We start from the raw sequence: 24,899 nt of genomic DNA, 5'->3' as shown, positions 1-24,899 counted from the left end.
TGATGCCGGAGATCCTACCGGAACGTGCGATCCTCGGCCCCCGTCCACGCAGGCCGGAAGGCGGCCCGGGGCGGTGTTCCGGATCACCGCCCCGGGCCGCTCGTGACGCGGAGCCCGCTCCGGGCCCCGCGCTACCGGTCCGTCACAGCGCGCCCCGCTCCCAGGGCCCGGTGACGGCGTACGTGATGCCCGGCGACTGGACGTTGAAGAACAGCGTCTTCCCGTCCGGGGAGAACGTGGCGCCCGCGAGTTCACTGGTGTTCGACGAGTTCAGCTCGGCGAAATCGAAGATCTCGCCACGGCTCGTCACGCCGCGCAGCAGGTCCTTCCCGCTGCCGTCCTCGCACAGCACCAGCCCGCCCGAGTTGGGCGAGACGCAGATGTTGTCCGGGCTCTCGAGCAGGTCCGGGTCCGTCGACTCGTACACCAGCACGAGCTGGCCGCCCGAGTTTCCACGAGCCCGGTATTCCCACACCTGACCGATGCCTGCGTCGCCACCGCTGGTCGAGTTCAGGTAGATCGACCCGGCGCCGAACCAGGCACCTTCCAGCCGCGCGAACACGGCAGCGCCCTTGTCCCAGCCCTGCCGGGCGACGGCGAGCGTGTCGTCGCTGTCGGGATCCGGGTCGTCGATGTCGACCCACTCGACCGGCAGCGTCCGGTTCGGCTTCTGGCCGATCCGCGTGTCGAAGTTCGGCTTGTCCTTGACGGCCAGCATCTGCAGCTGACCGCCCGCGGCCAGGTCACCCGGCTTGTTCGGCACGAACCGGTAGAAGCCTGCGCTGCCGCGGTCCTCGGTCTGGTAGACGACGCCGGTGGCCTCGTCGATCGCGACGGCCTCGTGCACGAACCGGCCCATTTCCTTGTACGGCACCGGGTCCACCGGACCGTCGGCGCCGGCCGGAACCTCGAACACGTACCCGTGCGGGGTGTCGACGTCGAGGCCGGTGAACGTCTCCTCGCAGGAGAGCCACGAGCCCCACGGCGTCGGCCCGCCCGCGCAGTTGCGGATCGTGCCGGTGAGGCTGGGGAACGTGTCCAGCAGTTCCTGCTTCTCCGGGTCGTACACCATCGTCGTGGTGCCGCCCGCGGCGCCCGGGTCGTACGACGGCGAGGCGAATGCCGCGCCCCCGCTGTTCTCGTGGTTGCGCACCAGGCGGATGCGCCCGTCCTCACCAGCGAATGCGGCCATGCCGTCGTGCATGCCCGGAGTGGGATTGCCGTCGCTCATGGGGGTTCCCGTGTGTCCGAACGCGACATACGAGAAGCCGGCGGGCAGCAGCAGCTCGCCACCGGGGGCGGGCCGAAGCGGGCCGTACCCGCCGTTGTTGTCGGCCTGCGGCGGGCCGTGGCCGTGGCCATGACCGTGACCGTGGCCGTGGCCCGGCGTGGCGGACGCGGTGCCGTTCATCATGCCCAGCAGCGCCGACGTGGCGCCGACGGCCGCTCCGCTGCGGAGGAAACCGCGGCGGGACAGGCCGGACGGGGTGGTGGGTCGTTGGACCATGACTGACGCTCCTTGGAAGTCCGGGAAGGTCGGATTCACCCCACACGTCCGACATGTCCCGCCACGCAGGTCGCGATGAACGACCTTTGAACGCCCGTCGATCGGCGAGTGCGCGGAGAAACCAGACTGCGCCGAACGGCGCACATCCATGGTCCGTTCGGCCGAATTCGCCGGTCGATGTTCGCCACCGCGGGGAACCGGCCGAGGTCCCGTTCATGCCGGCGGTGGCAGGCCGCCGACCCGGGTGGTGAGTTCGCCGGCCGCGCGGCGGACCCGGCCTGCGAGGTCGGGCCAGGTGCCGCCGCATTCGGTATCGGCGACCGGGGCGTCCGCGCCCGTGCCGCCCGTGCTCCCCGTGCCGTCTGCGTCGCCTGTGTCGGCGCAGCGGTGGCGGAAGGTCAGGCTGATGGCGGCCAGCGGGCGGCCGCCGTGGTCGAACGCCGGGTATGCGACCGAGGCGAACTCCGCGGTCACGTGGCCGTCCTCGACCGCCCAGCCGAGCCGGTGGTGGGCGGCGAGTGCCGCCCGCAGCTCCGCCAGACTCCGCGGGCCCCGGCCGGTGCGGCGCACGAAGACCGACGCCGTCGGAAACAGTGCTCTGACCTGCGGATTCGGCAGGTGCGTCAGCATCGCTCTGCCGGAGGCCGTCAGCTGTGCGGGCAACCGCACGCCCACGTCGGTCACGACCGTCTGCGGCTGCGGCGGGCGTTCCTTGATGAGGTAGACGAGCTCGTTGCCGTGCAGTACCCCGAGGTGGGCCGTGTGACCGGTCTCGTCGACGAGCCGCCGCAGGATCGGCCCGGCCAGCCGTTCGAGCGGATCGTGGCGCAGGTACGACGAGCCGAGCTCGAACGCGGCGATCCCGAGCGCATACCGCCGCTCGGCGGGCAGGTGGACGACGAATCCGGCGGCCTGCAGTTCGGCCAGCAGGTGGTACGTGGACGAGCGGGGCAGGCCCGCCTCGCGGGCCAGCGTCGCGGCCGTGACCGGCCCGGCGTGCCGCGCGAGCACGCCGAGCAGTGCGAGCCCGCGCCGCAGCGCAGGCACGTTCCCGGGCCCGTGCCGTTGGGGAAGATCGTCAGGCGGCTTGTCCTGCGCCATCATCCCTCCTGTCTGAGATCCGAGACGGAAATCGTAACGCTGCCGCTGATGAGCAGGCCGCTCACGCGGTGCAATGAGGGCATGCCGAACGAGCCGAACGAGGTAGTGATCGGATCCGCTCCGCTGAACCGCGGCGACGTCGTCACGGTCGCCCGTGACCGCGCTCCGGTGACGGTCGACGCCGTGGCGAGGAAGAATGTCGCCGCCGCCCGCGGGCACGTCGAGGCCCTGGCCGACGCGACGACCCCGTCCTACGGCGTGTCGACCGGTTTCGGCGCACTGGCCGTGCGCAGCATCCCGCCGGAACGCCGGGCCGACCTGCAACGCTCACTGATCCGCTCGCACGCCGCCGGGGCGGGGCCCGCCGTGGAGACCGAGGTCGTGCGCGCACTCATGCTGCTGCGCCTGCGCACTCTGGCGACCGGGCACACGGGGGTGCGGACCTCGACCGTCGACACCCTGGCAGCGCTGGTCAACGCCGGAATCACTCCGGTCGTGCCCGAGCACGGCTCGCTGGGATGCTCGGGGGACCTCGCTCCGCTGTCGGCGGTGGCGCTGGCGATGATGGGGGAGGGCGAGGTCGTCACCCCCGACGGCGTCACCGCGCCCGCAGCCGATGCGCTGCGCGAGGCCGGCATCACGCCGGTCACGCTGGCGGAGAAGGAAGGCCTCGCGCTCACCAACGGCACCGACGGCATGCTCGGCATGCTCACGCTGGCCGCCCACGACCTCGCCCGGCTGCTCGACGTCGCCGACATCACCGCGGCGATGAGCGTCGAGGCGCAGCTCGGCACCGACCGCGTGTTCGCCGACGACCTGCAGGCGCTGCGCCCGCATCCGGGACAGGCGGTCTCGGCGCGGCGGATGGCCGAGGCGCTCGCAGGCTCGGAGATCGTCGCCAGCCACCGCGGTCCCGACTGCACCCGGGTGCAGGACGCCTACTCGCTGCGCTGCGCTCCACAGGTGCACGGCGCCGCGCGGGACACGCTGGCCCACGCCGAGGCGGTCGCCGACCGTGAACTCGTGTCCGCCGTGGACAATCCGGTCGTGCTCGCCGACGGGCGCGTGGAGTCCAACGGCAACTTCCACGGCGCGCCGCTCGGCTACGTGCTCGACTTCCTCGCGATCCCGGTCGCCGACGTCGCCTCGATCGCCGAACGCCGCACCGACCGGATGCTCGATGCCGCCCGTTCGCACGGACTGCCCGCGTTCCTCGCCGCGGACCCGGGCGTCGACTCCGGCCACATGATCGCCCAGTACACCCAGGCCGGCATCGTCAGCGAACTCAAGCGCCTGGCCACGCCGTCGTCCGTGGATTCCATCCCGAGCAGCGCGATGCAGGAGGACCACGTGTCCATGGGCTGGTCGGCGGCACGCAAGCTCCGCCGCGGGGTGGACGGCCTGCGCACCGTACTGGCCGTCGAACTGCTCACCGCCGCGCGAGCGCTCGACCTGCGTGCGCCGCTGCAGCCCGCGCCGGTGACGGGCGCGGTCCGCGATCTGCTGCGCACCCGCGTCGGCGGCCCCGGCCCCGACCGTCACCTCGCCCCCGAGATCGCCGCGGCCGAGGAGCTCATCGCCTCCGGCGCCGTGCAGAACTGTGTGGAGGAAGCATGAGCCTGAGCACCACGAACTGGCAGACCGAGGCCGCGCTGCGGATGCTGCGCAACAACCTTCACCCCGAGGTCGCCGAGCGGCCCGGGGACCTCGTCGTCTACGGCGGCACCGGCAAGGCCGCCCGTGACCGGGCCAGCTACGACGCCATTGCCGCCACGCTGTCCACCGTGGCCGAGGACGAGACGCTGCTCGTGCAGTCCGGCAAACCCGTCGGCGTGCTCCGCACGCACGAGTGGGCGCCGCGCGTGCTCATCGCCAACTCCAACCTCGTCGGTGATTGGGCGAACTGGCCGGAGTTCCGCAGGCTGGAGAACCTGGGCCTGACGATGTACGGCCAGATGACCGCCGGGTCGTGGATCTACATCGGCACCCAGGGAATCCTGCAGGGCACGTACGAGACGTTCGCGGCCGTGGCGGAGAAACGCTTCGGCGGCACGCTCGCCGGGACGCTGACGGTCACCGCGGGCCTCGGCGGCATGGGCGGTGCGCAACCGCTTGCGGTGACGATGAACGACGGCGCGGCGCTGGTGATCGAATGCGATCCGCACCGCGCGCAGCGTCGCCTCGACACCGCCTACCTCGACGAGCTGGCCTCCGACCTCGACGACGCGATCGCCCGGGTGACGGCGGCGAAGGCGGACCGGCGCGCGCTCTCGGTCGGCGTGATCGGCAACGCCGCCGAGATCCTGCCCGAACTGCTGCGCCGCGACGTCGACGTCGACATCGTCACCGACCAGACGTCGGCACACGATCCGCTGGCCTACCTGCCGTCCGGGATGGACGTCGGCGACTGGCACGACTACGCCGCCGCCAAGCCCGACGAGTTCACCGACCGGGCGCGGGAGTCGATGGCCGAGCACGTGGCCGCGATGGTCGGGTTCTCCGACCGCGGCGCCGAGGTGTTCGACTACGGCAACTCGCTGCGCAGCGAGGCCCAGACCGCCGGCTACGAGCGGGCGTTCGACTTCCCGGGCTTCGTGCCCGCCTACATCCGCCCGCTGTTCTGCGAGGGCAAGGGCCCGTTCCGGTGGGCGGCGCTGTCCGGCGACCCTGCCGACATCGCGGCCACCGACCGGGCGGTGCTGGACCTGTTTCCCGAGAACGAATCCCTCGCGCGCTGGATCCGCATGGCGGGCGAGCGGGTGTCGTTCCAGGGTCTGCCCGCGCGGATCTGCTGGCTCGGCCACGGCGAGCGGCACCTCGCGGGCCTGCGGTTCAACGAGATGGTCGCCTCCGGGGAGCTGAGCGCGCCGGTCGTGATCGGCCGCGATCACCTCGACTCGGGCAGCGTCGCTTCGCCCTACCGGGAGACCGAGTCCATGATGGACGGTTCGGACGCGATCGCGGACTGGCCGCTGCTGAACGCGCTCGTCAACACGGCCTCGGGCGCCACCTGGGTGTCCATCCACCACGGCGGCGGTGTCGGGATGGGCCGGTCGATCCACGCGGGTCAGGTCACGGTGGCCGACGGAACGGAGCTGGCGGCGCGGAAGCTCGAACGCGTGCTCAGCAACGATCCGGCCACCGGCGTGCTGCGGCACGTCGACGCCGGATACGAGCGTGCGGCCGAGGCCGCCACGGCCGGTGGCCTGACCGTCCCGATGCGGCGGTGACCATGGCGGACGTGACCATGGCGGACGTGACCGGAACACCGGAGACGAGCGCGAGCGGGCTGCTCGCCGACCTCGCCGACGTGGGGCGTGACCGCAGTCGCGGCGGATACTCCCGGCACGTGTTCGACACCGCCGAGATCGACCTGCGCGAGTGGTTCGCCGACCAGGCGCGGCGGCGCGGGCTCGATGTCGAACACGATCGCAACGGCAACCTGTGGGCGTGGTGGGGCGCGCCGGGGCCGGACGCGGTCGTCACCGGCAGTCACCTGGACTCGGTTCCCGGTGGCGGTGCGTTCGACGGTCCGCTCGGTGTCGTGAGTGCACTGTCCGCAGTGGACATTCTCAGGGAGCGGGGCGCGGCCCCGGCGAAGCCGCTGGCCGTCGTCGTGTTCGGTGAGGAGGAGGGCGGCCGCTTCGGCGTGCCGTGCCTGGGATCGCGGTTGCTGACCGGATCGCTGCCCGCGGAGAAGGCGCTCCGGTTGCGCGACCCGGAGGGCATCACGTTCGCCGATGCCGCACGGCGCGGTGGGCTCGATCCGGAGCGCATCGGTGCCGATCCCGAGCTCGTGGGACGCATCGGCCGTTTCGTCGAACTGCACGTCGAACAGGGTCGCGGACTGATCGACCTGGGCGGCCCCGTCGCCGTCGGCAGCACCGTGATCGCGCACGGCCGGTGGCGGCTGACGTTCGCGGGCCAGGGCAACCATGCCGGGGCCACCCCGATGGACGACCGGCGGGACCCGATGCTGCCCGCCGCCGAGACCGTCGCCGCGGTGCGCCGCATCGCCAGCTCCGTCCCCGGCACGCGCGCCACGGTCGGCAGGATCACGCCCAATCCCGGCGGCACCAACGTCATCGCCTCCACCGTGGACGTGTGGCTCGACGCCCGTGGGCCGGACACGGCATCGGTGGTGGCCGACGTCGAGGCTGCGGCCCGGGCGGCGGCCGAGGCCGAGGGCTGCACCGTCGACCTGCGCGAGGAGTCGTGGAGCGACGAGGTGGTGTTCGACGCGGCGCTGCGTGACGCGGTGTCGGCCGAGCTCGGCGGCGTACCTGCCCTGCCCACCGGAGCGGGGCACGACGCGGCCGTGCTGGCGGCGCACGCGCCCGCGGCGATGCTGTACGTGCGCAACCCGACCGGCGTCAGCCACGCGCCCGAGGAGTACGCCGAGGACTCCGATGTGGACGCCGGCGCAGAGGCGCTGGCCACCGTGCTGGCGAGGCTGAGCGAAGGAGCGGACTGGGGAGCGGGCCGGTGAGTGGGCCGCGGAGCGTGGCGGGCGGTGAGCCGGTGAGCGGCGCGGAGAACGGCGGCGGGCCGGCGAACGGCGCGGTGACCGAGTACTGGTGCGAGCACGCCTGGCTGCCCGGTGGGGTGGCCGAGGGAGTGGGCGTCGACGTGTCCGGCGGGGTGATCGTCGCGGTCGAACCCGGGCGGCCACGGCGCGGGCGGACGCTGCCGGGCCTGACGCTGCCCGGCATGGCCAATGCGCATTCGCACGCGTTCCACCGCGCGTTGCGCGGGCGCACGCACGGCGACCGCGGCACGTTCTGGACGTGGCGCGAGCAGATGTACCGCCTCGCGGAGCGGCTCGACCCGGACTCCTACTACCGCCTGGCGCGGGCCGTCTACGCGGAAATGGTGCTGGCCGGCTACACGAGCGTCGGCGAGTTCCACTACCTGCACCACGGTCCTGGCGGGCAGCGCTACGACGATCCGAACGCGATGAGCGCCGCGCTCGTCGCGGCGGCCGCGGACGCCGGGATCCGGATCTGCCTGCTGGACACGTGCTATCTGGCAGGCGGGCAGGACACGCCTCTCGACGGTGTTCAGCTGCGGTTCGGCGACGGTGACGCCGACGGCTGGGCGTCGCGCGCCGGTGAGTTCCGGCCTGCCGGTGAGCACGTCGTCGTCGGCGCGGCGGCGCATTCGGTGCGCGCGGTGCCCGCCGCGCAGCTGCCGGCCGTGGCCGAATGGGCGGCGGGCAGGCCGCTGCACATCCACCTGTCCGAGCAGCGTGCCGAGAACGACGACTGCCTGCGCGTGCACGGCGTGACGCCGACGGCGCTGCTGGCACGCCACGGCGTGCTGACCGAGCGCACCACGGCCGTCCACGCCACGCACCTCACCGACGACGACATGTCGACATTGGGAGTCTCGGGGACGCGCGCGTGCTTCTGCCCGACGACCGAACGCGACCTCGGCGACGGCATCGGGCCCGCCTCGGCCCTGACGGCCGCCGGGGTGCGACTGTGCCTCGGCAGCGACAGCCACGCCGTCGTCGACGCCTTCGAGGAGGCACGCGCCCTCGAACTGAACGAACGCCTGGCCGCGGAGGCGCGCGGCCGGTTCGACGTCGCCGAGCTGCTCGCCGCGGCGACCGACCACGGCGCGATCGGCTTCGACGACGTCGGCCGCATCGAGCCCGGCGGGCAGGCCGACCTCGTGACCGTGCGGCTCGACTCGGTCCGCACCGCGGGCGCGGCACCCGACGGCGTACTGCTCGCCGCGACGGGCGCCGACCTCACCGACGTGCTCGTCGCCGGGCGGCCCGTGGTATCCGACGGGGTGCACACTCGCGTCGAACGTCCCGCCGCCGAGCTGGCGGCCGAGATCGGAAAGCTGCTATGAGCCCGAACCCGCGCCCCGCCGCCCTGCTGCCTTCGTCCACTGTGCACCCGACGTCCACTGTGGTCACGGGTATCGGCGAGCTGACGACGAACGACCCCGGCCTGGGCATCCTGCACGACGCCGCGGTCGTGCTGGAGGCCGACCGCGTCGCCTGGGTGGGCGAGTCGGCCGTCGCTCCCGCCGCCGACGTCGCCGTGGATGTCGGCGGGCGTGCCGTGCTGCCCGGCTGGGTGGACAGCCACACGCACCTCGTCTTCGCGGGCGACCGCACCGCCGAGTTCGAGGCGCGCATGGCGGGTGAGCCGTACCGGGCCGGCGGCATCGCCACGACCGTCGCCCGCACCCGCGCGGCGAGCGACGAGGACCTCGAGGCGAACCTGACGGCCCACCTCGACGAGGCGGTGCGGCAGGGAACGACGTGCCTGGAGACGAAGACCGGCTACGGCCTGACCGTCGAGGACGAGACCCGGTCGGCCCGCATCGCCGCGCGGCACGCCGACGAGGTGACGTATCTCGGCGCGCACCTCGTACCACCCGGCGCCGATGCCGAGTCCTATGTGGATCTCGTGTGCGGCGACATGCTCGAGGCGGTCGCCCCCTACGCCGGGTGGGCCGACGTGTTCTGTGAGGACGGAGCGTTCGACGAGGTGCAGTCGGAGCGCATCGCGGCAGCGGCGGCGGCGCGCGGCCTCGGCGTCCGGGTGCACGGCAACCAGCTCGGCGCGGGTCCCGGGGTGCGGTTGGCGGTGCGAGGCGGCGCGGCGAGCGTCGACCACTGCACGTACCTGACCGGCGAGGACGTCGACGCGCTCGCGTCGTCGGCCACCGTCGCGACGCTGCTGCCCGCGTGCGACCTGTCCACCCGTCAGCCGCTCGCACCGGCGCGGAGACTGTGGGACGCGGGCGCGACCGTCGCACTGGCCAGCAACGCCAACCCGGGCAGCTCGTACACGACGTCGATGGCGTTCTGCGTCGCGACGGCCGTGCTGCAGATGGGCCTGACGGTGCGCGAGGCCGTGTGGGCTGCGACCGCGGGCGGGGCGCGGGCCCTGCGCCGCGACACCGGGGACGGCGCCGTCGGCACGGTGCGCGCCGGTGCGCGCGCCGACCTGCACGTGCTCGATGCCCCGTCGGCCACCCACCTCGCCTACCGTCCCGGCGTCCCGCTCACGTGGGCCGTCTGGCGCAGTGGCGAACGCGAGCGCTGACCCCTCGCGTGTCCCGCACTCGGCACCGCGTGTTCTGCGCTCAGCACTGCGTGTTCTGCACTCGGACGCGGGTGTTCTGCGCCCGCCCGTCGCCCGGCTGCGCCCGCCCGTCGCCCGGCCACCGCCCCTCGAGGACGCGCCGGGGCGCGGCTGCATCGTCGCGCGTGCCCCGCGACAGCGACGGCGCGGGCGGGCACCGTCAGCTCAGCAGGGATTCGACGCCGAGCTCCGCGGCGCGTTCGTGGGCGCGGGCGCGCAGCTCCGGGTCCTCGGCGAGGCCTGCGGTCACGACCCGTGTCCGCAGGGTGTCGTCGAGGTGGGCGAACAGGTCGAACAGCGCATGCCACAGGTCGTACTCGTCGGCGGCGCGGGCGTAGGCGGCGCACCGCGCGGTCGACTGCCGTTCGACCAGTGCGCTCAGTGAGGACTTGTCGTCGACGACGAACGCGACCTCGAGGACCTGCCGTTCGTTCAGTTCGGCCAGGCCGGCCTCGGCGATCTCGGCGGGCACGCCGCCGACGAACCGACCGAGGGTGATCCAGTCCTCGCGCCTGCGGAGTTCCCTGCTGACGTCGGTGACGGTGGCCGTCGGCAGTGCGGAGAGGATGTGGCCTGCCCTGCGCGGATCGAGGTCGGCCGCGACGTCGGCCAGGAACGGAGCGGGCAACTTCAGCGCGACGGCCACGCCGCGGTCGCCGTCGAGCAGTCCGGCCAGGCGTGCGCTGAGCAGGGGACCGAACGCCTTCTGCGCCAGCGTCACCAGTACCGGAACCGGGATGATCCCGCTGGCCGACACGAGTTTGCGCAGCACCGGTTGGTGCGCGGTGTGCAGGGTTTCGGTCGCCTGGTCGCGCAGGGTGCGGATGTCGGCGGCCGGCACGTCCTGGAGGAACTCGAACCGCTCCTCGGATGCACCGAGCACCCGTGCGAGCTTGACGATCTCGGCCCGTGCGGCGAGCCGGTCCAAGGCTTGGGTCACAGCCCTACCGCCTTGCGCACCGCGGGCCGGATGAAGAAGGGGATGTGCGACAGCGCGCTGTCGGCCGATTCCTGCAGCGCCGCGGCCTGCCTTCGGCGTGCCTGTCGCAGCGCGTCGGCCAGCACCTGTTTGTGCTCGTCGGACAGCGCGTCGATGCCGGCGGGCAAGCCGTCGAAACGGGGCCCGTCGAGCTGCTCGGCAAGCGTGCGGTTCGTCGTCATCGATCCCCTCCGCAGGAGGCTGCGGCTGTGAGAGATAGTTTCGCACCTATGGCACACGAGATCGACACCTCGATGGTGAGCGTCGGCGGCCTGGGTGCGTATCTGGCGCGGCCCGTGGAGTCGACGGGCGCCGGGATGCTGTTGCTGCCGATGATCACTGGCATCGGGCGGCGTGTCCGCGAGTTCGCCGACGAGCTCGCCGCGGCCGGCGTGACGACGCTGAGCTGGGACCCGTTCGACGGCGTGAGCATGGACGAGCACGACCGCGACACGATGGTCGAGCTGATGCAGGGACTCGACGACGAGACGTGCCTGGCCGAGATGCAGCGGCTGCTGGATTACCTGTTCGACGAGCTCGGGCTGGCGAAGGTCGGCGTGATCGGCTACTGCCTGGGCGGGCGGTTCGCGTTGCTGCTGGGCGCGCGGGACGAGCGGCCGGCGAACATCGTGGCCTACCACCCCACGGTGCCCGTCACGCCCGCGGACAACCACACGATCGACCCGTTCGAGCAGACCCCGCGGATCGCCGCGCCGGTGATGATGCTCTACCCGGGGCAGGACGCGATCGTGCCCCGCGAGGCGTTCACCAGGCTGCAGGACGGGCTGCAATCGCGCAGCGGTGCCGCCACCATCGTGCACCTGTATCCCGAGGCCCACCACGGCTTCAGCGACACGCGCAGTCACGGCGCCGAGGTCAACGAGGCCGCCTACGCCGTGTCACAACCCCAGGTGCTGTCGTTCGTCCGGGCGACGACCATCTGAGGTTCGGGTCGGTGGGTGGGTGCCCCGAAGGGCACCTTCGGGGCACTCAACGCCCCCAAGGTGCCCTTCGGGGCACAAAGCTCGGCTGCGGAGGGTGATGGCTGTGTTGCCACGCGTGTGAGCCGTTCACTCCGCTCGTCGTCGCTGCCGTGTCCGGTGGTGTCCGGCTGCGTCACCTGGCGTGCCACCGCACAGTGTCCGGTACCCACGTGCCGGGAACCACGGCCGGGTTCAGAAGCGGCGTGATGAAGTGATCAGCGAGGCTGTGGACACCATCGATTGTCCGGTACTGCTCGGGTAGATCGGTGGCTCGGACGGCCTGCCGGCGATAACCCGGGCGCCACGTCGACAGGTCGGGTACCGTGAACTGCGCGGGCAGGTGCAACGGGACGCCGGCCGAATGCCGCCGCTGCACTTCGGCATGCAGTGCGCCATGAGTGGCCGGCCCGTCCAGCCGCGACGCGAGCGCGATCAGGGCCACGTCGACGAGGTCCTTGTATCGGCTCGATACGGCGTCTCCGGCATGGCGTTCGTACATGGCTGCGACCTTGTCTGCGACGTGGTCCTCCAGTGGCCACATGCGTACCTGCGGCCACGGCGCCGACAGGTCGATATCAACAGGAGGGCGCAGGGCTTCCTCCGCGGGTTCCCCGTACGGCGATCCCTTGCTCACCACCACATCGACACTGACCGTCGCCAGCTCCTTCACTCCCAGGTAGACGGCAAAGCGCACCTTGCACGCGGGTCTGTCGGCCTGCTCGCGCTTGGTGTCGCGGAACTCGTACCTCAGCGGATCGCCCAAGTCCGTTCCGGCGGCTGCTTGCAGGTCACGCACAGCCTCGGACATGTCGTCGTCGGTGTGCAGCAGGTCGATATCACGTGAATGGCGTGCGCGTGGCCACCGCACGAGCAATGCCTGCCCGACCTTGAGGATCCAGTCGTCACCGCTCCGGTGGAAAACACGGGCGAGTAGGCATTGATGGAAGAACCGTTGCAACAGATCGTTCTGTGCGACACCGCTTCGCGCTGCTTCGGCCTTCGTCTTGGCCATGAGCGCACTCTGGAATGCTCGCGGAGTTCGGTAACCGGCGGTGCTCATGTGTTCTCGCGTCCCGTCGTTGACCAGTCCGAACCCGGTTGCTCGTCGTCGATTTGCGGGGCTGATGCCGGAGGCGGATGCTCACCCGACCTCGGCCGAAGGCGGGCAAGTACTTCTTCGATGAGTTGATCCCGTGCGATGGCGTCGCGGGTGGTTGACGTGGTCCTCCCTGTCAAGGTGGCGAGCGAACTACCGATGTGGCCCAACAGGTAGTCAACCAGGCGCTCCCCGTCGCGATTGCCGATGTCATAGCGGCGCGCGTAGGCGCCGACATTCGCCACGAGGCCCCCGGGTTCCAGCACGCCGGTCTGCACGCCCTGGCGAATGATGGTCGCCAGGTGGCTGCCGTCGCTGTGGTCGTCGAGCAGATCCTGCACCGTCCGCAGTGGCGTCGTGGTCGGGAGGCCATCGATCAGCGTCACATCCTGCTCGGTGAGCTGCCTGCGGCGGACCTGGACCGATGGGTCACGCAGGCTGCGCCGGCGCGGCACGGTCACGGTGACCACCTCTGCGGTCAGATCACCGAGCCCGTGCAGGCGTGCGGCCGACCCATGTGAGAGCACGCCGCCGTCCCGGTCGAGCTTCGAGCGCTGCCAGGCCGGAACCGACGGGTTCAGAGCCAGCCACACCGCGCGCTCATCCTGGAACTGCGCATCTGGTGCAGCGGTGGCCGCGTAGACACCGCGACGGATCGGGGCGAGAAACCCGGCATCCTTGAGGCGATACAGAGTCACCGAGTCGACACCGGCGGCCGACGCCTGCGCGGCGGTGACCAGCCCCCACTGCTCAGCGGTGTACTCACCGAGTATTGCAAGTGCCGCCCGGGTCTCCATGCTTCATATGCTACAGGTTGATACGTCAAAACCTACTCTCTATATGTAGTAAATGACGTACTGGATGAGGTTGGGTCTGCACAACGGCTGCTCCGTGCACGCACGAGGAAGCTGGTCAACGAGGCCGCCTACGCCGTGTCACAACCCCAGGTGCTGTCGTTCGTCCGGGCGACGACGACCTGAGGTTCGGGTCGGTGGGTGGGTGCCCCGAAGGGCACCTTCGGGGCACTCAACGCCCCCAAGGTGCCCTTCGGGGCACAAAGCCCGGCTGCGGAGGGTGATGGCTGTGTTGCCACGCGTGTGAGTGATCACGCCTGGCACAATGTGCGGCCATGACCACCGGAACGCCGCAGGCCGGGCGCCGGCCGAGCCTCGTCGACCTGGCGATGCTCGTGCTCGCCGTCGGCTCGGTGGCGCTGCTGTGCTACCTGCTGTTCGTCGACGTCTCCGCCGAGACGGCGCACACGATCTTCATCATCGACACCGCCATCTGCGGCGTGTTCCTCGTCGAGTTCCTGTGGCGCTGGCACAAGGCGGGCTGGGACAAGATGTTCCCGGTCCGGGGGTGGTACGAGATCCTCGGCATGATCCCGATCGCCCACCCGGCGCTGCGCGGGTTCCGGCTGCTGCGCATCGTCGTGGTGGTCGTCCGGCTGGCGCGCACCGCGGATCGCGCCTTCGGGGAACGGTTCACGAAGAAGCTCGTCGAACGCTATTCGACGACGATCGTGCAGGCCATCAAGAAACCCATCACCGTCGTCGTGCTCGACGAGGTGGTGAAGGTCCTCGAGACCGGCAACTATCCGGAGAACCTCGCGCGCTCGCTGTCGCAGAACCAGGACATGCTGCGCGAGATCGTCACCGAGAAGCTCAGGAACGACCCGCAGGCGGGCAGGCTGTCCCGGCTGCCGTTCCACGACGAGATCGTCCACTCGGTGACCGACACGGTGATCCGCATCGTGCTCGAGGTCCTCGCCGACGACCGGATCGACCACTTCTTCGCCGAGGTCGTGCGCGAGAACCGGCAGCAGATCCGCGAGGCCGTCACGCTCGGCCTGCACCAGAAGGACGACCCGGAACTCGCCGAGCAGCTGCCCACTCGGCCGGAGCGGTCGCTCTACAGCTGAGATCCGCCCACCACGGTCACGTCCTGCGCTTCGTCCCGCGTGTCGGCGTGGCGGCGCGCGGGTCGTCGGGCCACGGGTGTTTCGGATACCGCCCGCGCAGTTCGGCGCGCACCGACGCGTAGCCGGTGTCCCAGAACGAGTCCACATCGGACGTCACTGCCGCGGGCCTGCCTGCGGGGGAGAGCAGGTGCAGCACGACGGGCACCGTGCCGCCCGCGATCCGCGGTGTGGCACGCCAGCCGAACGTCTCCTGAAGTTTCACCGCGAGCACGGGGTCGTCACCGGAGTAGTCGACCCGGATGCTGGACCCGGACGGCACCTCGATCCGCTCCGGAGCGAGTGCGTCGAGCCTGCGCGCCTCCTGCCACGGCACCAGCCTGCGCAGCGCCGACGCCGTGTCGATGCGCGCCAGATCGGCCCTGCTGCGCGCGGCCGACAGCTCCGGTTCGAGCCAGTCGCCGGCGCGGGCGAGCAGCGCGCCGACGCCGACGTCCGGCCACGGTTCGCCCAGCCGCGCGTGCAGGAACGCCAGCCGCTGCCGGAGGCGCACGGCGCCGTCGGACCACGTGAGCACGGCGAGCTCCTCCTCGCGCAGCCCGTCGAGCAGCGCCGCGCGGACGCGCCGCGGATCGGGATCGGGCAGCCGGCGTTCGGCGAGCGTGATCGCCCCGAGAGCACGCACCGACCGCGCGGTCACGTCCCCGCCCGTCCACGTGACCTCGTCGGATTCGGTCAGCAGGGTCGCCGCGACGCGGGTGGCCAGCTCCTCGTCGGCGCGCGCCGCCAGCCGCACGACGCCGTGGGCACGGCCGGGCTCCCGGGTGGCGTCGGCGACGGCCAGCCACTCCGCATCGGCCAGTCCGCTCCCGGACGGCAGTTCCACCGCGGTGCCGCCCGCCATGAGATACACCTGCGACGAGGCGTCCCGCCTGCGCGCGAGCCGCTCCGGGTACGCGAGGGCCACGATCGCGGCGGCGTCCCCCGAGGAGCCCCGTCCGGAACCGCCCGGTGCCGCACCGCTCCGCCCGGAACCGCCCGGTGCCGCTCCGTCCCGGCCGCCAGCCGACCCTGCCAGTCCGGCGAGCCGGCGGGCCTCCCGGCGCAGCCGGGACGCGTCGGCCGAGCGGGACCGCCGCAGTTCCCGGAGCGCCTCGTCGACGTCGACGGCACCCGCCGCCCCGGCGTCGAGCAGCGCCACGACCTCGGCGACCGGATCGGCCCCCGCAGCATCGGCACCCGTCTCGCCGGCACTCGCCGCGCCGATACCCGCCTCGTCGGCCCCGGTTTCGTCGACCCCGTCCAGCAGGGCCCGCGCCAGCCGGGGATGCAGCCCCACACCGGCGAGCCGCGTCCCGCGCGCCGTCACGGTGCCGTCGCCGGTGATCGCCCCGAGGGTGCGCAGCAGTTCGGCGCCCGCGGCCAGAGGCCCGTCCGGCGGCGGATCCCACCACGACAGCGCGCGTCCGTCCGGCGTCGACCAGCACGCCAGCTCCAGGGCGAGGCGCGACAGCTCGGCGGTGCGGATCTCGGGTTCGGGGTAGGCGGGCAGACTCGCCGTCTCGTACTCGGGCCAGCAGCGATACGCGACGCCGGGGCCCTGCCTGCCTGCGCGGCCCGCCCGTTGCTCGGCGATCGCGACCGGGGCGCGCACGGTGACGAGCCCGGACAGTCCGCGGCGGTGGTCGACCCGCGGCACCCGCGACAGCCCGGAGTCGACGACGGCACGCACGCCCGGCACGGTCAGGCTCGACTCGGCGACCGCGGTCGCCAGCACGACGCGCCGCCGCGGCCCCTCGGTGAGCGCGGCGTCCTGGCGGGCCGCCGAGAGCCTGCCGTGCAGGGCAAGGACGTCGACGTCGGGCAGGTCGAGCGCCCGCGTGACCCGGCCGATCTCCGCCGCGCCCGGCAGGAACGCCAGCACGTCGCCGTCGGTCTCGGCCAGCGCCGTGGTGATCGTCCGTGCGACGCAGGCGTCGGGGCGTTCGCCGCGTACGGGCGGGGAGTGGCGCACATCCACCGGGTACGCCCGCGCGTCGGCGGTGATCACGGGGCAGTCGCCGAGCAGTGCGGCGAGCCGGTCGGAGGCGACGGTCGCCGACGTGGCCAGCAGGTGCAGGTCGTCGCGCAGACCGGCGCGTACGTCGAGCAGCAGCGCGAGCAACAGGTCGGCGTCGAGGTGGCGTTCGTGGCATTCGTCGAGCATCACCGCGGCGACGCCGGGCAGCTCCGGATCGTGCTGCACGCGGCGCACCAGCAGCCCCGTCGTGACGACCTCGATACGCGTGCGCGCCGACGTCCTCCGGTCGCCGCGTACGGCGTACCCGACGGTCTCGCCGACCGGTTCGCCCAGCAGCTCGGCCATCCGTGCCGCCGCGGCGCGTGCGGCCAGCCTGCGGGGTTCGGCGACGACGATCCGCCCGCCGCGCCCCTGCTCGTCGAACGCCTGAGCCAGCGCGAGCGGCACCAGCGTCGTCTTGCCCGTGCCGGGTGGTGCGACGAGCACCGCGGCACCGTCGGCCGCCAGCGCGGTGCAGACGTCGCCTGCGACCGCGCCCGCGGGCAGCTCCGGCACCTGCATGCAACGCCTCCCTGGACAGGGGTTTTACCCGGTTTACGTAGCCTAGAAGGGGACGAAACGCGAGGAAGGACCCCAGTGGGCGGAGCGGAGCGCACGGCGCGCAAGCGGCGGCAGCAGCAACAACAGCAGCAGGGAAAGAACGTCGTGGCCCAGGCGCGGGGCACGGCGGGGATGGCCGGCGGCAAGCGCGTCGGCCTGATCGTCGGCGTCGTCGTGCTGGTCGCCGCCGTGGTCGTCGGCGGTGTGCTGTGGACGAACGCGTCGAAGAACGAGACCGAGGGGGAGCAGATTCCGGCGGCGCAGACCCAGTCCGATGCCCCGGAGAACCGCGACGGCGTCGTCGTCGAGACCGGTGATCCCGACGCTCCCACGACCATCGATGTCTACGCCGACTTCCTCTGCCCGGCCTGCGGGTCGTTCTACGAGCAGTTCGGGGAGCCGATCCAGGAGAAGGTCGACGACGGGTCGCTGCTGGTGCGGACGCACCCGGTGCCGATGCTCGTCGAGGCGTCGGACCCGCCCGGGTACTCGCTGGACGCCGCGAACGCCTCGCTGCTGGCGGCCGACGAGGGCGAGTTCACGGCCTTCCACGACAGCCTGTTCCAGAACCAGCCCGCCGAGGGCGGCCGCGGGTACAGCGACGACCAGCTCATCCAGCTCGGCCGGGACCTCGGGATCGAGAGCGACGCGTTCGCCCAGGGCATCCGGAACGGTGAGTACGACGACCAGCTGACGTCCGAGTTCGAGAAGACGGCGAGCAACCCCGACCTCATGCAGGAAGGGCCGCGGGGCAAGGGCTTCAGCACGCCGACCGTCACGCACGAAGGCGAGATCGTGCAGCTGACCGACAACTGGCTGGAGCAGCTGACCTCCGGAAGTGGCAGCTGACGCCGGGCCACGGCTGACGCGCGGCGGCAGCTCACGCCGGCTGCGAACAACGACCTCGCACGACGGGAGCCGGGGCGGAGCCGATTCCGCCCCGGCTCGTCACCTCACGCGCGAGCCGGGTCGACGCCGTACTGTTCGGCGAGGTCGTCGAGCATGGCGTGCGCGCCCTGCAGGCTCACCGAGACGTACCAGGTTTCGTCGTCGACGTCGGTGAGCTCGCCGGAGAGCCGGTCCCACAGCGGGTTCGACTCGAACTTCTCGCGCGGGTCGGCGGCCTGCTGGGTCGGGTCGGTGTAGGACGAGACGAACACCCGGTCGGCGTCGAGTTCGCCGATGTCCTCCTGGCTGACGTCGACCATGATCGCGTCCTTGGTGTCCGGCTGGCCTTCGGGGCGCTGGAGCCCGACGTCGTTCAGGACGATCGCGGGGAACGAATCGCTCGCGTACAGCCGCACGGTCTGTTCACCCTCGATAAACCGCACGAGCGAGTAGGTGGGCGTCTCGCCCTCCTGCGCCTCGATCGCCTCGCCGATCGCCGTCGCGCGCTTCTCGTAGGCGCCGATCTTCTGCTCGGCCAGGTCCTCCTTGCCGAGGGCTTCGGCCAGCAGCCGGATGTTCTCCTTCCAGGTGGCGCCGGTCGACTCGCTGAACACGGTCGGGGCCACATTGGACAGTTTGGAGTGGATCTGCTCGTGGCGGATCTTCGCCGACACGATCAGGTCCGGCGCGATGTCGTACAGCGCTTCGACGTCCGGCGAGGTCAGCTCGCCGACCTGCTCGCCGCCTTCGAGATAGCGGCTGTCGTCGCCGAGATAGTCGGGCACGCCGTCCGACGACGGGTACTGCGTGTAGGCCACGACATCGGTCTCGAGTGCGGCCGCGGCGTCGGCGAAGCTCGAGTCGAGCGCCGCGACGTTCTGCGGCTTGCTCTCGATGGTGGCCTCGCCCATGGCGTCGGAGACGGTGCGGGGGAACCCTGACTGCCCCTGGTCGTTCGACGGTGTGCTTTCCTCCGACGCGCAGGCGCCCAGTCCGAGGGACGCCGCGAGTCCGAGGGCCGCGGCGGCGACGGCCGTGCGCCGCCGATGAGACAAGAACATCATTGCCTACCCTTCTGTTTCGGTTAGGCTTCCCTAACAGGTGTCGAGACCATAAACGAGCGATGCCCCGGGTGGAAGGGGTGTCGCGACGAATCCAGGAGCGGACGAGATGAACGCCACGCTCGCGGCGGACCCGGTCCAGCCGGGCAGGCGTGCGCTGCACCGGCGGCGCACCCGGCGACTGCTGAGCCTGGCCGCGCTGGTGGCGGCGCTGCTCGTCGCCGCGGCGGCGAGCCTGGCCTACGGCGCGCACCCGGTGCCGCTGGATGCGGTGTGGCAGGCGCTGGTCGCACCCACCGGTGGTGAGGACGACATCATCGTGCGGTCGCTGCGTGTTCCCCGCACCGTCGTGGGCATCCTCGCGGGACTCGCACTCGGTGCGGGCGGCGCGCTGATGCAGGGCCACACCCGCAATCCGCTCGCCGACCCGGGACTGCTCGGGGTCAACCAGGGCGCGGCACTCGGGGTCGTCACCGCCGTGGTCGTGTTCGACGTCACCGCGCTCGGCTCCTACATCTGGTTCGGCTTCGCCGGTGCGCTGATGGCCGCGGTGCTGGTGTTCGTGCTCGGCACGGTCCGCGGCGGTGCGACACCGGTCACGCTCGCGCTGGCCGGTGCCGCCGTCAGCGCGCTGCTGTACGGGCTGATCTCGGCCATCGTGCTCGGCGACCGGCAGGGTATGGAGACCTACCGGTTCTGGCACGTCGGGTCGATCGCGGGCCGGGAACTGGCCGTGGCGGGGCAGTTGGCTCCGTTCCTGATCGCCGGTTTCGTACTGGCGTTGGCGAACACGCCGGGGCTCAACAGCCTCGCGCTCGGCGAGGACGTGTCGACCGCGCTCGGCCGCAACGTGCGCCGCACCCGGCTGCTCGGCATCCTGGCGATCACGCTGCTCGTCGGCGCCGCGGTGTCGGCGTGCGGGCCGATCGCGTTCGTCGGGCTGCTCGTGCCGCACATCGCGCGGGCACTCACCGGTCCCGACTACCGCTGGCTCGTTCCGGGCGCGGCACTGCTCGGCGCCGTGCTGGTGCTCGCCGCGGATGTGCTGGGCCGGCTCATCTCGGGCGACAGCCTGGAGGTCGGCGTGCTGCTGGCCGCCGTCGGTGCGCCCGGGTTCATCCATCTCGTCCGGCGGAGGGGGCTGAGCAGGATATGAGGGCGGTGCGCGACAGCGAGGCCGTTCCCGGCCGCAAGCACGTGCGCGTGGGCAGGCTGGCGGCCTCCTTCCGGCCGCGGTCGGTGCTCGTGCCGGTGGTGTGCCTGGCGCTGCTCGTGCTGGTGGCCGCGCTGAACATCGGGCGCGGCAGCGCGGACATCGCGGTGCTCGACGTGCTGCGGACCCTCGCAGGCGGGGGAGATCACGCCGAGACGGGCATCGTCTTCGACCTGCGCCTGCCCCGCACCCTGGCCGGTGTGCTCGTCGGCGCGGCGTTCGGGCTGGCGGGGGCGCTGTTCCAGACGGTCGCGCGCAACCCGTTGGCCAGCCCGGACATCCTCGGCATCACGTGGGGTGCGGGCGTCGGGGCCGTGTCGGTGATCGTGCTCGGCGGTTCGGCTGGACAGGTGAGCGGCGCCGTCGCGGAACTGGGCGTGCCGCTGGCGGGCCTGGCGGGCGGACTGGTCACGGGGCTGCTGCTGTACGCGCTGGCCTGGCGGCGGGGCCTGGACAGCTACCGGATGGTGCTGGTGGGGATCGGCCTGGCAGCGATCGGCAACAACGTCGTGTACTGGCTGCTGACGGTCGGCGACGTCGACGACGCCACGCGCGCGACCACCTGGATCGTCGGCAACCTGGCCGGTGTCGGCTGGGAGGCGATCGGGCCGCTGGCGCTGGCTCTGGCGCTGCTGGTGCCCGTGACGATCGCGGGCGTGCACACGCTCGGTGGCCTGCAGTTCGGTGACGACACGGCGCGGGGGATCGGCATCCGGGTCGATGCGGCACGGGGGACGCTGCTGCTCCTGGCCGCGGCGCTGGCCGCCCTGGCCACGGCGGTGGCGGGCCCGATCACGTTCGTCGCGCTGGCCACGCCGCAGATCGCGTTGCGGCTCGTCCGCTGTCCGCAGCCGCCCATCGCGGGCTCGATGGTCCTCGGTGCGCTGCTGACCGTGGGCGCCGACCTCGCCGTGCGGACCGTGGCACCCGGCCTGCCGGTCGGCGTGCTCACGGCGATTCTCGGCGCCCCGTATCTGATCTTCCTGTTCCTGCGAACGCGCAAGGAGGCCCGCACGTGACCCGAACCCGACTGCAGGCCGAGAACGTCCGGCTCGGCTACGACGAGCGGATCGTCGTCGACGGACTCGACCTCGACGTCGCCGACGAGTCCGTCACCGTGATCATCGGACCCAACGGCTGCGGCAAATCGACGCTGCTGCGCGGCATGGGACGGCTGCTGCGGCCGCGGGCCGGATCGGTGCTGCTCGACGGGAAGCGCATCGACAAGCTGCCGACCCGGGAGGTGGCCAGGACCGTCGGGCTGCTGCCGCAGACCCCGAGCGCGCCGGCAGGGCTGACCGTCGGCGACCTCGTCGCCAGGGGCAGGCAGCCGCATCAGCACTGGTACCGGCAGTGGTCGGCGGGCGACGAGGAGGCCGTCGCGTACGCGCTGTCGGCCACCGGGATGAGCTCGTTCGCCGACCGGGCCGTCGACGAGCTCTCCGGCGGCCAGCGGCAGCGCGCGTGGATCTCGATGACGCTCGCGCAGGAGACGTCGCTGCTGCTGCTCGACGAGCCCATCACCTACCTCGACCTGGCACACCAGGTGGACGTGCTCGACCTGGTGCACCGGCTGCACACCGAACGCGGCACGACGGTGGTGATGGTGCTGCACGACCTCAACCTCGCCGCCCGCTACGCCGACACACTCGTGGCGATGCACGACGGCCGGATCGTGTCGCAGGGCACACCCGACGAAGTCCTCACCGGGCAGCTGCTGTCCGACGTCTTCGGCCTCGACGCGAAGGTGGTGTCCGACCCGGTCGCCGGCACCCCGCTCGTGCTCCCGATCAGCGCCCACCTGCGGGACGAGGGCTGACGGCGGCCGGCGTGGGCGGACCGGGGCTCGGTGTGGACCCCCTGTGTGGAGGCCTGCCGGCGATGGGGTACATTATTTCGCACAGGCAGCGGTTGAGAGCCGTGAACACACTGAACCGAATACACACGGGGCTATGGCGCAGTTGGTAGCGCGTCTCACTGGCAGTGAGAAGGTCAGGGGTTCGAATCCCCTTAGCTCCACCCTAGGGTTGTTATGGGAACCCGTCCCGGGTGAACGCACCTCAGTAGGAGGGCGACACCGGAAGTCGAAAGGCCATCCGCAGAGCGGGTGGCCTTTTTGCTGCGCGTGCTTGGCAGCTGGCCGTGGTCTGCCGTTGCGGTGCTCTGGGTGTGGTCGCGCTGCACGGCGTGGCGCTGGCCGAAAAGGTCTTGGAGGTTCGCGGGCGACGTCGCCGTCGATCAGGCGTCGCTCCGCGCGGGGCGGGGTACGGGTGGGGCGGGTACTGCGGACAGCGCCGAGTCGAGTTCGCGTCCGACGGCCGTGCGCAGCTCCGCGCGTGCAGCGGTGAGCGCGTCCGGGTCGACTCCGGTGTCGATGCCGTCGTGGTGGAACAGGTTCACCAGGTCGTCGGTGGCGATGTTGCCGGCGGCGCCGGGGGCGAAGGGGCAGCCGCCGATCCCGCCGAGCGCGGCGTCGAACCTGCGGATGCCGCGGCGGTGGCCTTCGCGGGCGCTGGCCAGCGCCATGCCGTAGGTGTTGTGCAGGTGCAGGCCCAGCTCCAGCTCCGGGTGGGCGTCCTGCACGGTGCCGATCGTGCGGCAGACCTGGGCCGGATGCGCGGCGCCGATGGTGTCGGCCAAGTGGATCCGCTCGGCTCCCAGTTGCCTGAGGCTGCCGGCCAGGTGTGCCACGCGCGCGGGATCGGTATCGCCGTCGAACGGGCACACGAACGCGGTCGCGACGGCCGCCTCCACCCGGATTCCGGAATCGGCGAGTGTCCCCGCGCACCGCTCCAGCCGGGCCATCGCCCGCGCGGTGTCGGCGCCGGCGTTGGCCCGGCTGTGCCCGTCACTGGCCGACACCGTGATCCGCACGGTGTCGATTCCGCACGCCACCGCACGATCGGCGCCCGCCGAGTTGAAGGCCAGTGCCTGCAACGTCACGCCGGGCACTGCGCCGAGTGCGGTGACGAGCTCGTCGGTGTCGGCCATCGACGGGACTCGGTCGGGGCGCACGAAGGCACCGATTTCGAGCGAGGTGAATCCGGCGGCCACCAGCATCCGGGTGAGCCGGACCTTGGTGGCGGTCGGGACGATTCCGGGTTCGTTCTGCAACCCGTCGCGCATGGCCGTTTCGGTGATCAGTACGTCGGCCACGTCAGATCACTCCCGCAGCACGGAGCTCGTCCTGTTCGGACTCCCCGATACCGATGCCGGTCAGGACTTCGGTGGTGTCCCGGCCGAGTTCGGGGCCGAGCCATCGCGTGCTGCCGGGTGTCTCCGAGAGTTTCGGCACGACACCAGGGACCGAGATCTCGCTGCTGTGGCCGTCGTTGATGGGAACGGTGTGCTGTTCGTGCATGCCCCGCACCGCGTAATGGGGGTCGTTCACGATCTCCTGTGCCGTGTAGATGGCTCCACAAGGGACGGAAGCGGAGCGAAGCTCGGCGAGCGCGCCGGCCAGGTCGCGCTGCGCGGTCCATTCCCCGATGGCGTGGTCGACCTCGTCGACGTGGGCGACGCGTCCCCGGTTGTCCTGCAACCGCGGGTCGCCGGCCAGGTCCGGCCGCTCGATCAGCTGCATGAGGCGGTGGAAGATGCCGTCGTTGTTGCCGCCGATCACGATGTGCTTGCCGTCGGCGCACAGATAGCTATTCGACGGCACCACTCCGGGAATTGTGCTGCCGGACGGGCCCCGTTCCACTCCGAATGCCTCGTACTCCGGTACCAGCGATTCGGTCAGGCTGTACACGGCCTCGTAGAGTGCCACGTCGACGACTTCCGCACCGGATCGTCCGCGGCTTCGCCGCAACAGCGTCATCAAGGTGCCGATCACGGCGTAGAGCCCGGCGACGCTGTCGGCCAGGCTCACCCCCACCCGTACCGGCGGCATCCCGGGATAACCGGTGAGGTTGCGCAGGCCGCCCACGGCCTCGGCGACTCCGCCGAATCCGGGTTGATCGCGGTACGGGCCGGTCTGGCCGTACCCCGACACCCGGGTCACCACCAGCTCCGGATTGACCTCGTGCAGCCGGTCGGGGCCCAGTCCCCACTGTTCCAGCGTCCCGGGGCGGAAGTTCTCCAGCAGCACGTCGGCCTGCCGGACCAGCTGCAGCGCGATCTCGCGGCCCTGTTCGGTACGCAGGTCGAGCGTCATGGACTTCTTGTTCCTGCCCAGCACCCGGAACAGCAGAGAGGTGTCCGCGCCGTACTGGCGCCAGTTGCGCAGTTCGTCGCCGGTGCCCGGCCGTTCGATCTTGATCACGTCGGCACCGAAATCGGCGAGCAATCGTCCCGCCGACGGGGCGGCGATGAAGTTGCCCATCTCCAGCACGGTGATACCGGCCAGTGGACCCGAGCGGGAATCGGATTGCGAAGTTGCGGAGTCGTCCATCAGACCAACCTCCTGGGCGGGTCGCTCA

The 24,899-nt window shown here is 71.7% G+C and carries 21 protein-coding genes and 1 tRNA gene; 12 read left to right on the top strand and 10 right to left on the bottom strand.

Going from position 1 to position 24,899, the window contains the following annotated elements:
• Nucleotides 1-142: 142 nt before the first annotated feature.
• Both LY41_RS05625 and LY41_RS05620 read right to left on the bottom strand, forming a co-directional pair.
• Nucleotides 143-1,507: an alkaline phosphatase PhoX gene (locus tag LY41_RS05625; protein WP_253862711.1), complete on the bottom strand. Its 1,365-nt coding sequence runs from the start codon at nt 1,505-1,507 to the stop codon at nt 143-145.
• A 213-nt stretch (nt 1,508-1,720) separates the two neighbouring features.
• A complete protein-coding gene (locus LY41_RS05620; RefSeq protein ID WP_253862710.1) occupies nt 1,721-2,608 on the bottom strand; it encodes an IclR family transcriptional regulator in 888 nt (295 codons plus the stop codon).
• A gap of 81 nt (nt 2,609-2,689) precedes the next feature.
• Here LY41_RS05620 and hutH point away from each other — a divergent pair, with 81 nt between their 5' ends.
• From hutH to hutI, 5 genes are all read left to right on the top strand, one after another.
• Nucleotides 2,690-4,225: a histidine ammonia-lyase gene (hutH, locus tag LY41_RS05615; RefSeq protein ID WP_253862709.1), complete on the top strand. Its 1,536-nt coding sequence runs from the start codon at nt 2,690-2,692 to the stop codon at nt 4,223-4,225.
• On the top strand, nt 4,222-5,838 hold the full coding sequence (gene hutU, locus LY41_RS05610; RefSeq protein ID WP_253862708.1) for a urocanate hydratase: 1,617 nt from the start codon (nt 4,222-4,224) through the stop codon (nt 5,836-5,838). Before hutH ends, hutU begins: the two co-directional genes overlap by 4 nt.
• A gap of 17 nt (nt 5,839-5,855) precedes the next feature.
• Nucleotides 5,856-7,097 carry an allantoate amidohydrolase gene (locus tag LY41_RS05605; protein ID WP_253862917.1) on the top strand — a complete coding sequence of 414 codons (1,242 nt, stop codon included), beginning with the start codon at nt 5,856-5,858 and terminating at the stop codon, nt 7,095-7,097.
• 74 nt (nt 7,098-7,171) lie between these two features.
• Nucleotides 7,172-8,470: a formimidoylglutamate deiminase gene (locus tag LY41_RS05600; RefSeq protein WP_253862916.1), complete on the top strand. Its 1,299-nt coding sequence runs from the start codon at nt 7,172-7,174 to the stop codon at nt 8,468-8,470.
• A complete protein-coding gene (gene hutI, locus LY41_RS05595) occupies nt 8,467-9,678 on the top strand; it encodes an imidazolonepropionase (protein ID WP_253862707.1) in 1,212 nt (403 codons plus the stop codon). The genes LY41_RS05600 and hutI overlap by 4 nt, the downstream gene beginning before the upstream one ends.
• Before the next feature lie 199 nt (nt 9,679-9,877).
• Here the strand turns inward: hutI and LY41_RS05590 are convergent, their stop codons facing one another.
• Nucleotides 9,878-10,657 carry a hypothetical protein gene (locus tag LY41_RS05590; protein ID WP_253862706.1) on the bottom strand — a complete coding sequence of 260 codons (780 nt, stop codon included), beginning with the start codon at nt 10,655-10,657 and terminating at the stop codon, nt 9,878-9,880.
• Nucleotides 10,654-10,878 (bottom strand): hypothetical protein, encoded by a 225-nt coding sequence (locus LY41_RS05585; RefSeq protein WP_253862705.1) that lies wholly within the window; start codon nt 10,876-10,878, stop codon nt 10,654-10,656. The genes LY41_RS05590 and LY41_RS05585 overlap by 4 nt, the downstream gene beginning before the upstream one ends.
• A gap of 48 nt (nt 10,879-10,926) precedes the next feature.
• Between LY41_RS05585 and LY41_RS05580 the strand changes: the two genes are divergently transcribed.
• Nucleotides 10,927-11,640 carry a dienelactone hydrolase family protein gene (locus tag LY41_RS05580; RefSeq protein WP_253862704.1) on the top strand — a complete coding sequence of 238 codons (714 nt, stop codon included), beginning with the start codon at nt 10,927-10,929 and terminating at the stop codon, nt 11,638-11,640.
• A gap of 172 nt (nt 11,641-11,812) precedes the next feature.
• On the opposite strand, the gene LY41_RS05575 is transcribed toward LY41_RS05580, so the two are convergent.
• Both LY41_RS05575 and LY41_RS05570 read right to left on the bottom strand, forming a co-directional pair.
• Nucleotides 11,813-12,691, bottom strand: coding sequence for a nucleotidyl transferase AbiEii/AbiGii toxin family protein (locus tag LY41_RS05575; protein ID WP_253862703.1), 879 nt, complete (start codon nt 12,689-12,691; stop codon nt 11,813-11,815).
• Between the two features lie 44 nt (nt 12,692-12,735).
• Nucleotides 12,736-13,572: a type IV toxin-antitoxin system AbiEi family antitoxin domain-containing protein gene (locus LY41_RS05570; RefSeq protein WP_253862702.1), complete on the bottom strand. Its 837-nt coding sequence runs from the start codon at nt 13,570-13,572 to the stop codon at nt 12,736-12,738.
• Between the two features lie 332 nt (nt 13,573-13,904).
• On the opposite strand from LY41_RS05570, the gene LY41_RS05565 reads away from it, so the two are divergent.
• Entirely contained in the window at nt 13,905-14,699 is a 795-nt protein-coding gene (locus LY41_RS05565) for an ion transporter (protein ID WP_253862701.1), read from the top strand.
• A 16-nt stretch (nt 14,700-14,715) separates the two neighbouring features.
• On the opposite strand, the gene hrpB is transcribed toward LY41_RS05565, so the two are convergent.
• A complete protein-coding gene (gene hrpB / locus LY41_RS05560) occupies nt 14,716-17,277 on the bottom strand; it encodes an ATP-dependent helicase HrpB (protein WP_253862700.1) in 2,562 nt (853 codons plus the stop codon).
• Nucleotides 17,278-17,352: 75 nt separating this feature from the next.
• Between hrpB and LY41_RS05555 the strand changes: the two genes are divergently transcribed.
• Nucleotides 17,353-18,165 carry a DsbA family protein gene (locus tag LY41_RS05555; protein ID WP_253862699.1) on the top strand — a complete coding sequence of 271 codons (813 nt, stop codon included), beginning with the start codon at nt 17,353-17,355 and terminating at the stop codon, nt 18,163-18,165.
• 104 nt (nt 18,166-18,269) lie between these two features.
• Here the strand turns inward: LY41_RS05555 and LY41_RS05550 are convergent, their stop codons facing one another.
• The gene (locus tag LY41_RS05550; protein ID WP_253862698.1) at nt 18,270-19,268 is read right to left on the bottom strand and encodes an ABC transporter substrate-binding protein; all 999 of its coding nucleotides are present in this window, start codon (nt 19,266-19,268) and stop codon (nt 18,270-18,272) included.
• A gap of 106 nt (nt 19,269-19,374) precedes the next feature.
• Between LY41_RS05550 and LY41_RS05545 the strand changes: the two genes are divergently transcribed.
• The 4 genes from LY41_RS05545 to LY41_RS05530 all read left to right on the top strand — a co-directional run bounded on the left by LY41_RS05545 (nt 19,375) and on the right by LY41_RS05530 (nt 22,497).
• Entirely contained in the window at nt 19,375-20,421 is a 1,047-nt protein-coding gene (locus LY41_RS05545) for a FecCD family ABC transporter permease (RefSeq protein ID WP_253862697.1), read from the top strand.
• Complete coding sequence (locus tag LY41_RS05540; RefSeq protein WP_253862696.1) at nt 20,418-21,497, top strand: FecCD family ABC transporter permease; 1,080 nt, start codon at nt 20,418-20,420, stop codon at nt 21,495-21,497. Before LY41_RS05545 ends, LY41_RS05540 begins: the two co-directional genes overlap by 4 nt.
• A complete protein-coding gene (locus tag LY41_RS05535) occupies nt 21,494-22,297 on the top strand; it encodes an ABC transporter ATP-binding protein (protein ID WP_253862695.1) in 804 nt (267 codons plus the stop codon). Before LY41_RS05540 ends, LY41_RS05535 begins: the two co-directional genes overlap by 4 nt.
• Nucleotides 22,298-22,424: 127 nt before the next feature.
• A tRNA-Ala gene (locus LY41_RS05530) sits at nt 22,425-22,497 on the top strand.
• A gap of 219 nt (nt 22,498-22,716) precedes the next feature.
• Here the strand turns inward: LY41_RS05530 and LY41_RS05525 are convergent.
• Both LY41_RS05525 and LY41_RS05520 read right to left on the bottom strand, forming a co-directional pair.
• A complete protein-coding gene (locus LY41_RS05525) occupies nt 22,717-23,634 on the bottom strand; it encodes a hydroxymethylglutaryl-CoA lyase (RefSeq protein ID WP_253862694.1) in 918 nt (305 codons plus the stop codon).
• A 1-nt stretch (nt 23,635) separates the two neighbouring features.
• Nucleotides 23,636-24,871, bottom strand: a complete 1,236-nt coding sequence (locus LY41_RS05520; protein WP_253862693.1) for a CaiB/BaiF CoA transferase family protein — start codon at nt 24,869-24,871, stop codon at nt 23,636-23,638.
• Nucleotides 24,872-24,899 lie beyond the last annotated feature (28 nt).

The sequence above is a fragment of the Prauserella halophila genome (assembly GCF_024171895.1).
GTDB lineage: Bacteria > Actinomycetota > Actinomycetes > Mycobacteriales > Pseudonocardiaceae > Prauserella > Prauserella halophila.
This window is presented reverse-complemented; position numbering and strand designations above follow the sequence as displayed.

What these genes read in the sequence shown, in the direction of transcription:
- LY41_RS05625 (WP_253862711.1), bottom strand. Translation starts at nt 1,507, where the DNA reads ATGGTCCAACGACCCACCACCCCGTCCGGCCTGTCCCGCCGCGGTTTC.
- LY41_RS05575 (WP_253862703.1), bottom strand. Translation starts at nt 12,691, where the DNA reads ATGGCCAAGACGAAGGCCGAAGCAGCGCGAAGCGGTGTCGCACAGAAC.
- LY41_RS05545 (WP_253862697.1), top strand. Translation starts at nt 19,375, where the DNA reads ATGAACGCCACGCTCGCGGCGGACCCGGTCCAGCCGGGCAGGCGTGCG.
- hutU (WP_253862708.1), top strand. Translation starts at nt 4,222, where the DNA reads ATGAGCCTGAGCACCACGAACTGGCAGACCGAGGCCGCGCTGCGGATG.
- LY41_RS05550 (WP_253862698.1), bottom strand. Translation starts at nt 19,268, where the DNA reads ATGATGTTCTTGTCTCATCGGCGGCGCACGGCCGTCGCCGCCGCGGCC.
- LY41_RS05580 (WP_253862704.1), top strand. Translation starts at nt 10,927, where the DNA reads ATGGCACACGAGATCGACACCTCGATGGTGAGCGTCGGCGGCCTGGGT.
- LY41_RS05540 (WP_253862696.1), top strand. Translation starts at nt 20,418, where the DNA reads ATGAGGGCGGTGCGCGACAGCGAGGCCGTTCCCGGCCGCAAGCACGTG.
- hutI (WP_253862707.1), top strand. Translation starts at nt 8,467, where the DNA reads ATGAGCCCGAACCCGCGCCCCGCCGCCCTGCTGCCTTCGTCCACTGTG.
- LY41_RS05605 (WP_253862917.1), top strand. Translation starts at nt 5,856, where the DNA reads ATGGCGGACGTGACCGGAACACCGGAGACGAGCGCGAGCGGGCTGCTC.
- LY41_RS05620 (WP_253862710.1), bottom strand. Translation starts at nt 2,608, where the DNA reads ATGGCGCAGGACAAGCCGCCTGACGATCTTCCCCAACGGCACGGGCCC.
- hutH (WP_253862709.1), top strand. Translation starts at nt 2,690, where the DNA reads ATGCCGAACGAGCCGAACGAGGTAGTGATCGGATCCGCTCCGCTGAAC.
- hrpB (WP_253862700.1), bottom strand. Translation starts at nt 17,277, where the DNA reads ATGCAGGTGCCGGAGCTGCCCGCGGGCGCGGTCGCAGGCGACGTCTGC.
- LY41_RS05565 (WP_253862701.1), top strand. Translation starts at nt 13,905, where the DNA reads ATGACCACCGGAACGCCGCAGGCCGGGCGCCGGCCGAGCCTCGTCGAC.
- LY41_RS05585 (WP_253862705.1), bottom strand. Translation starts at nt 10,878, where the DNA reads ATGACGACGAACCGCACGCTTGCCGAGCAGCTCGACGGGCCCCGTTTC.
- LY41_RS05520 (WP_253862693.1), bottom strand. Translation starts at nt 24,871, where the DNA reads ATGGACGACTCCGCAACTTCGCAATCCGATTCCCGCTCGGGTCCACTG.
- LY41_RS05570 (WP_253862702.1), bottom strand. Translation starts at nt 13,572, where the DNA reads ATGGAGACCCGGGCGGCACTTGCAATACTCGGTGAGTACACCGCTGAG.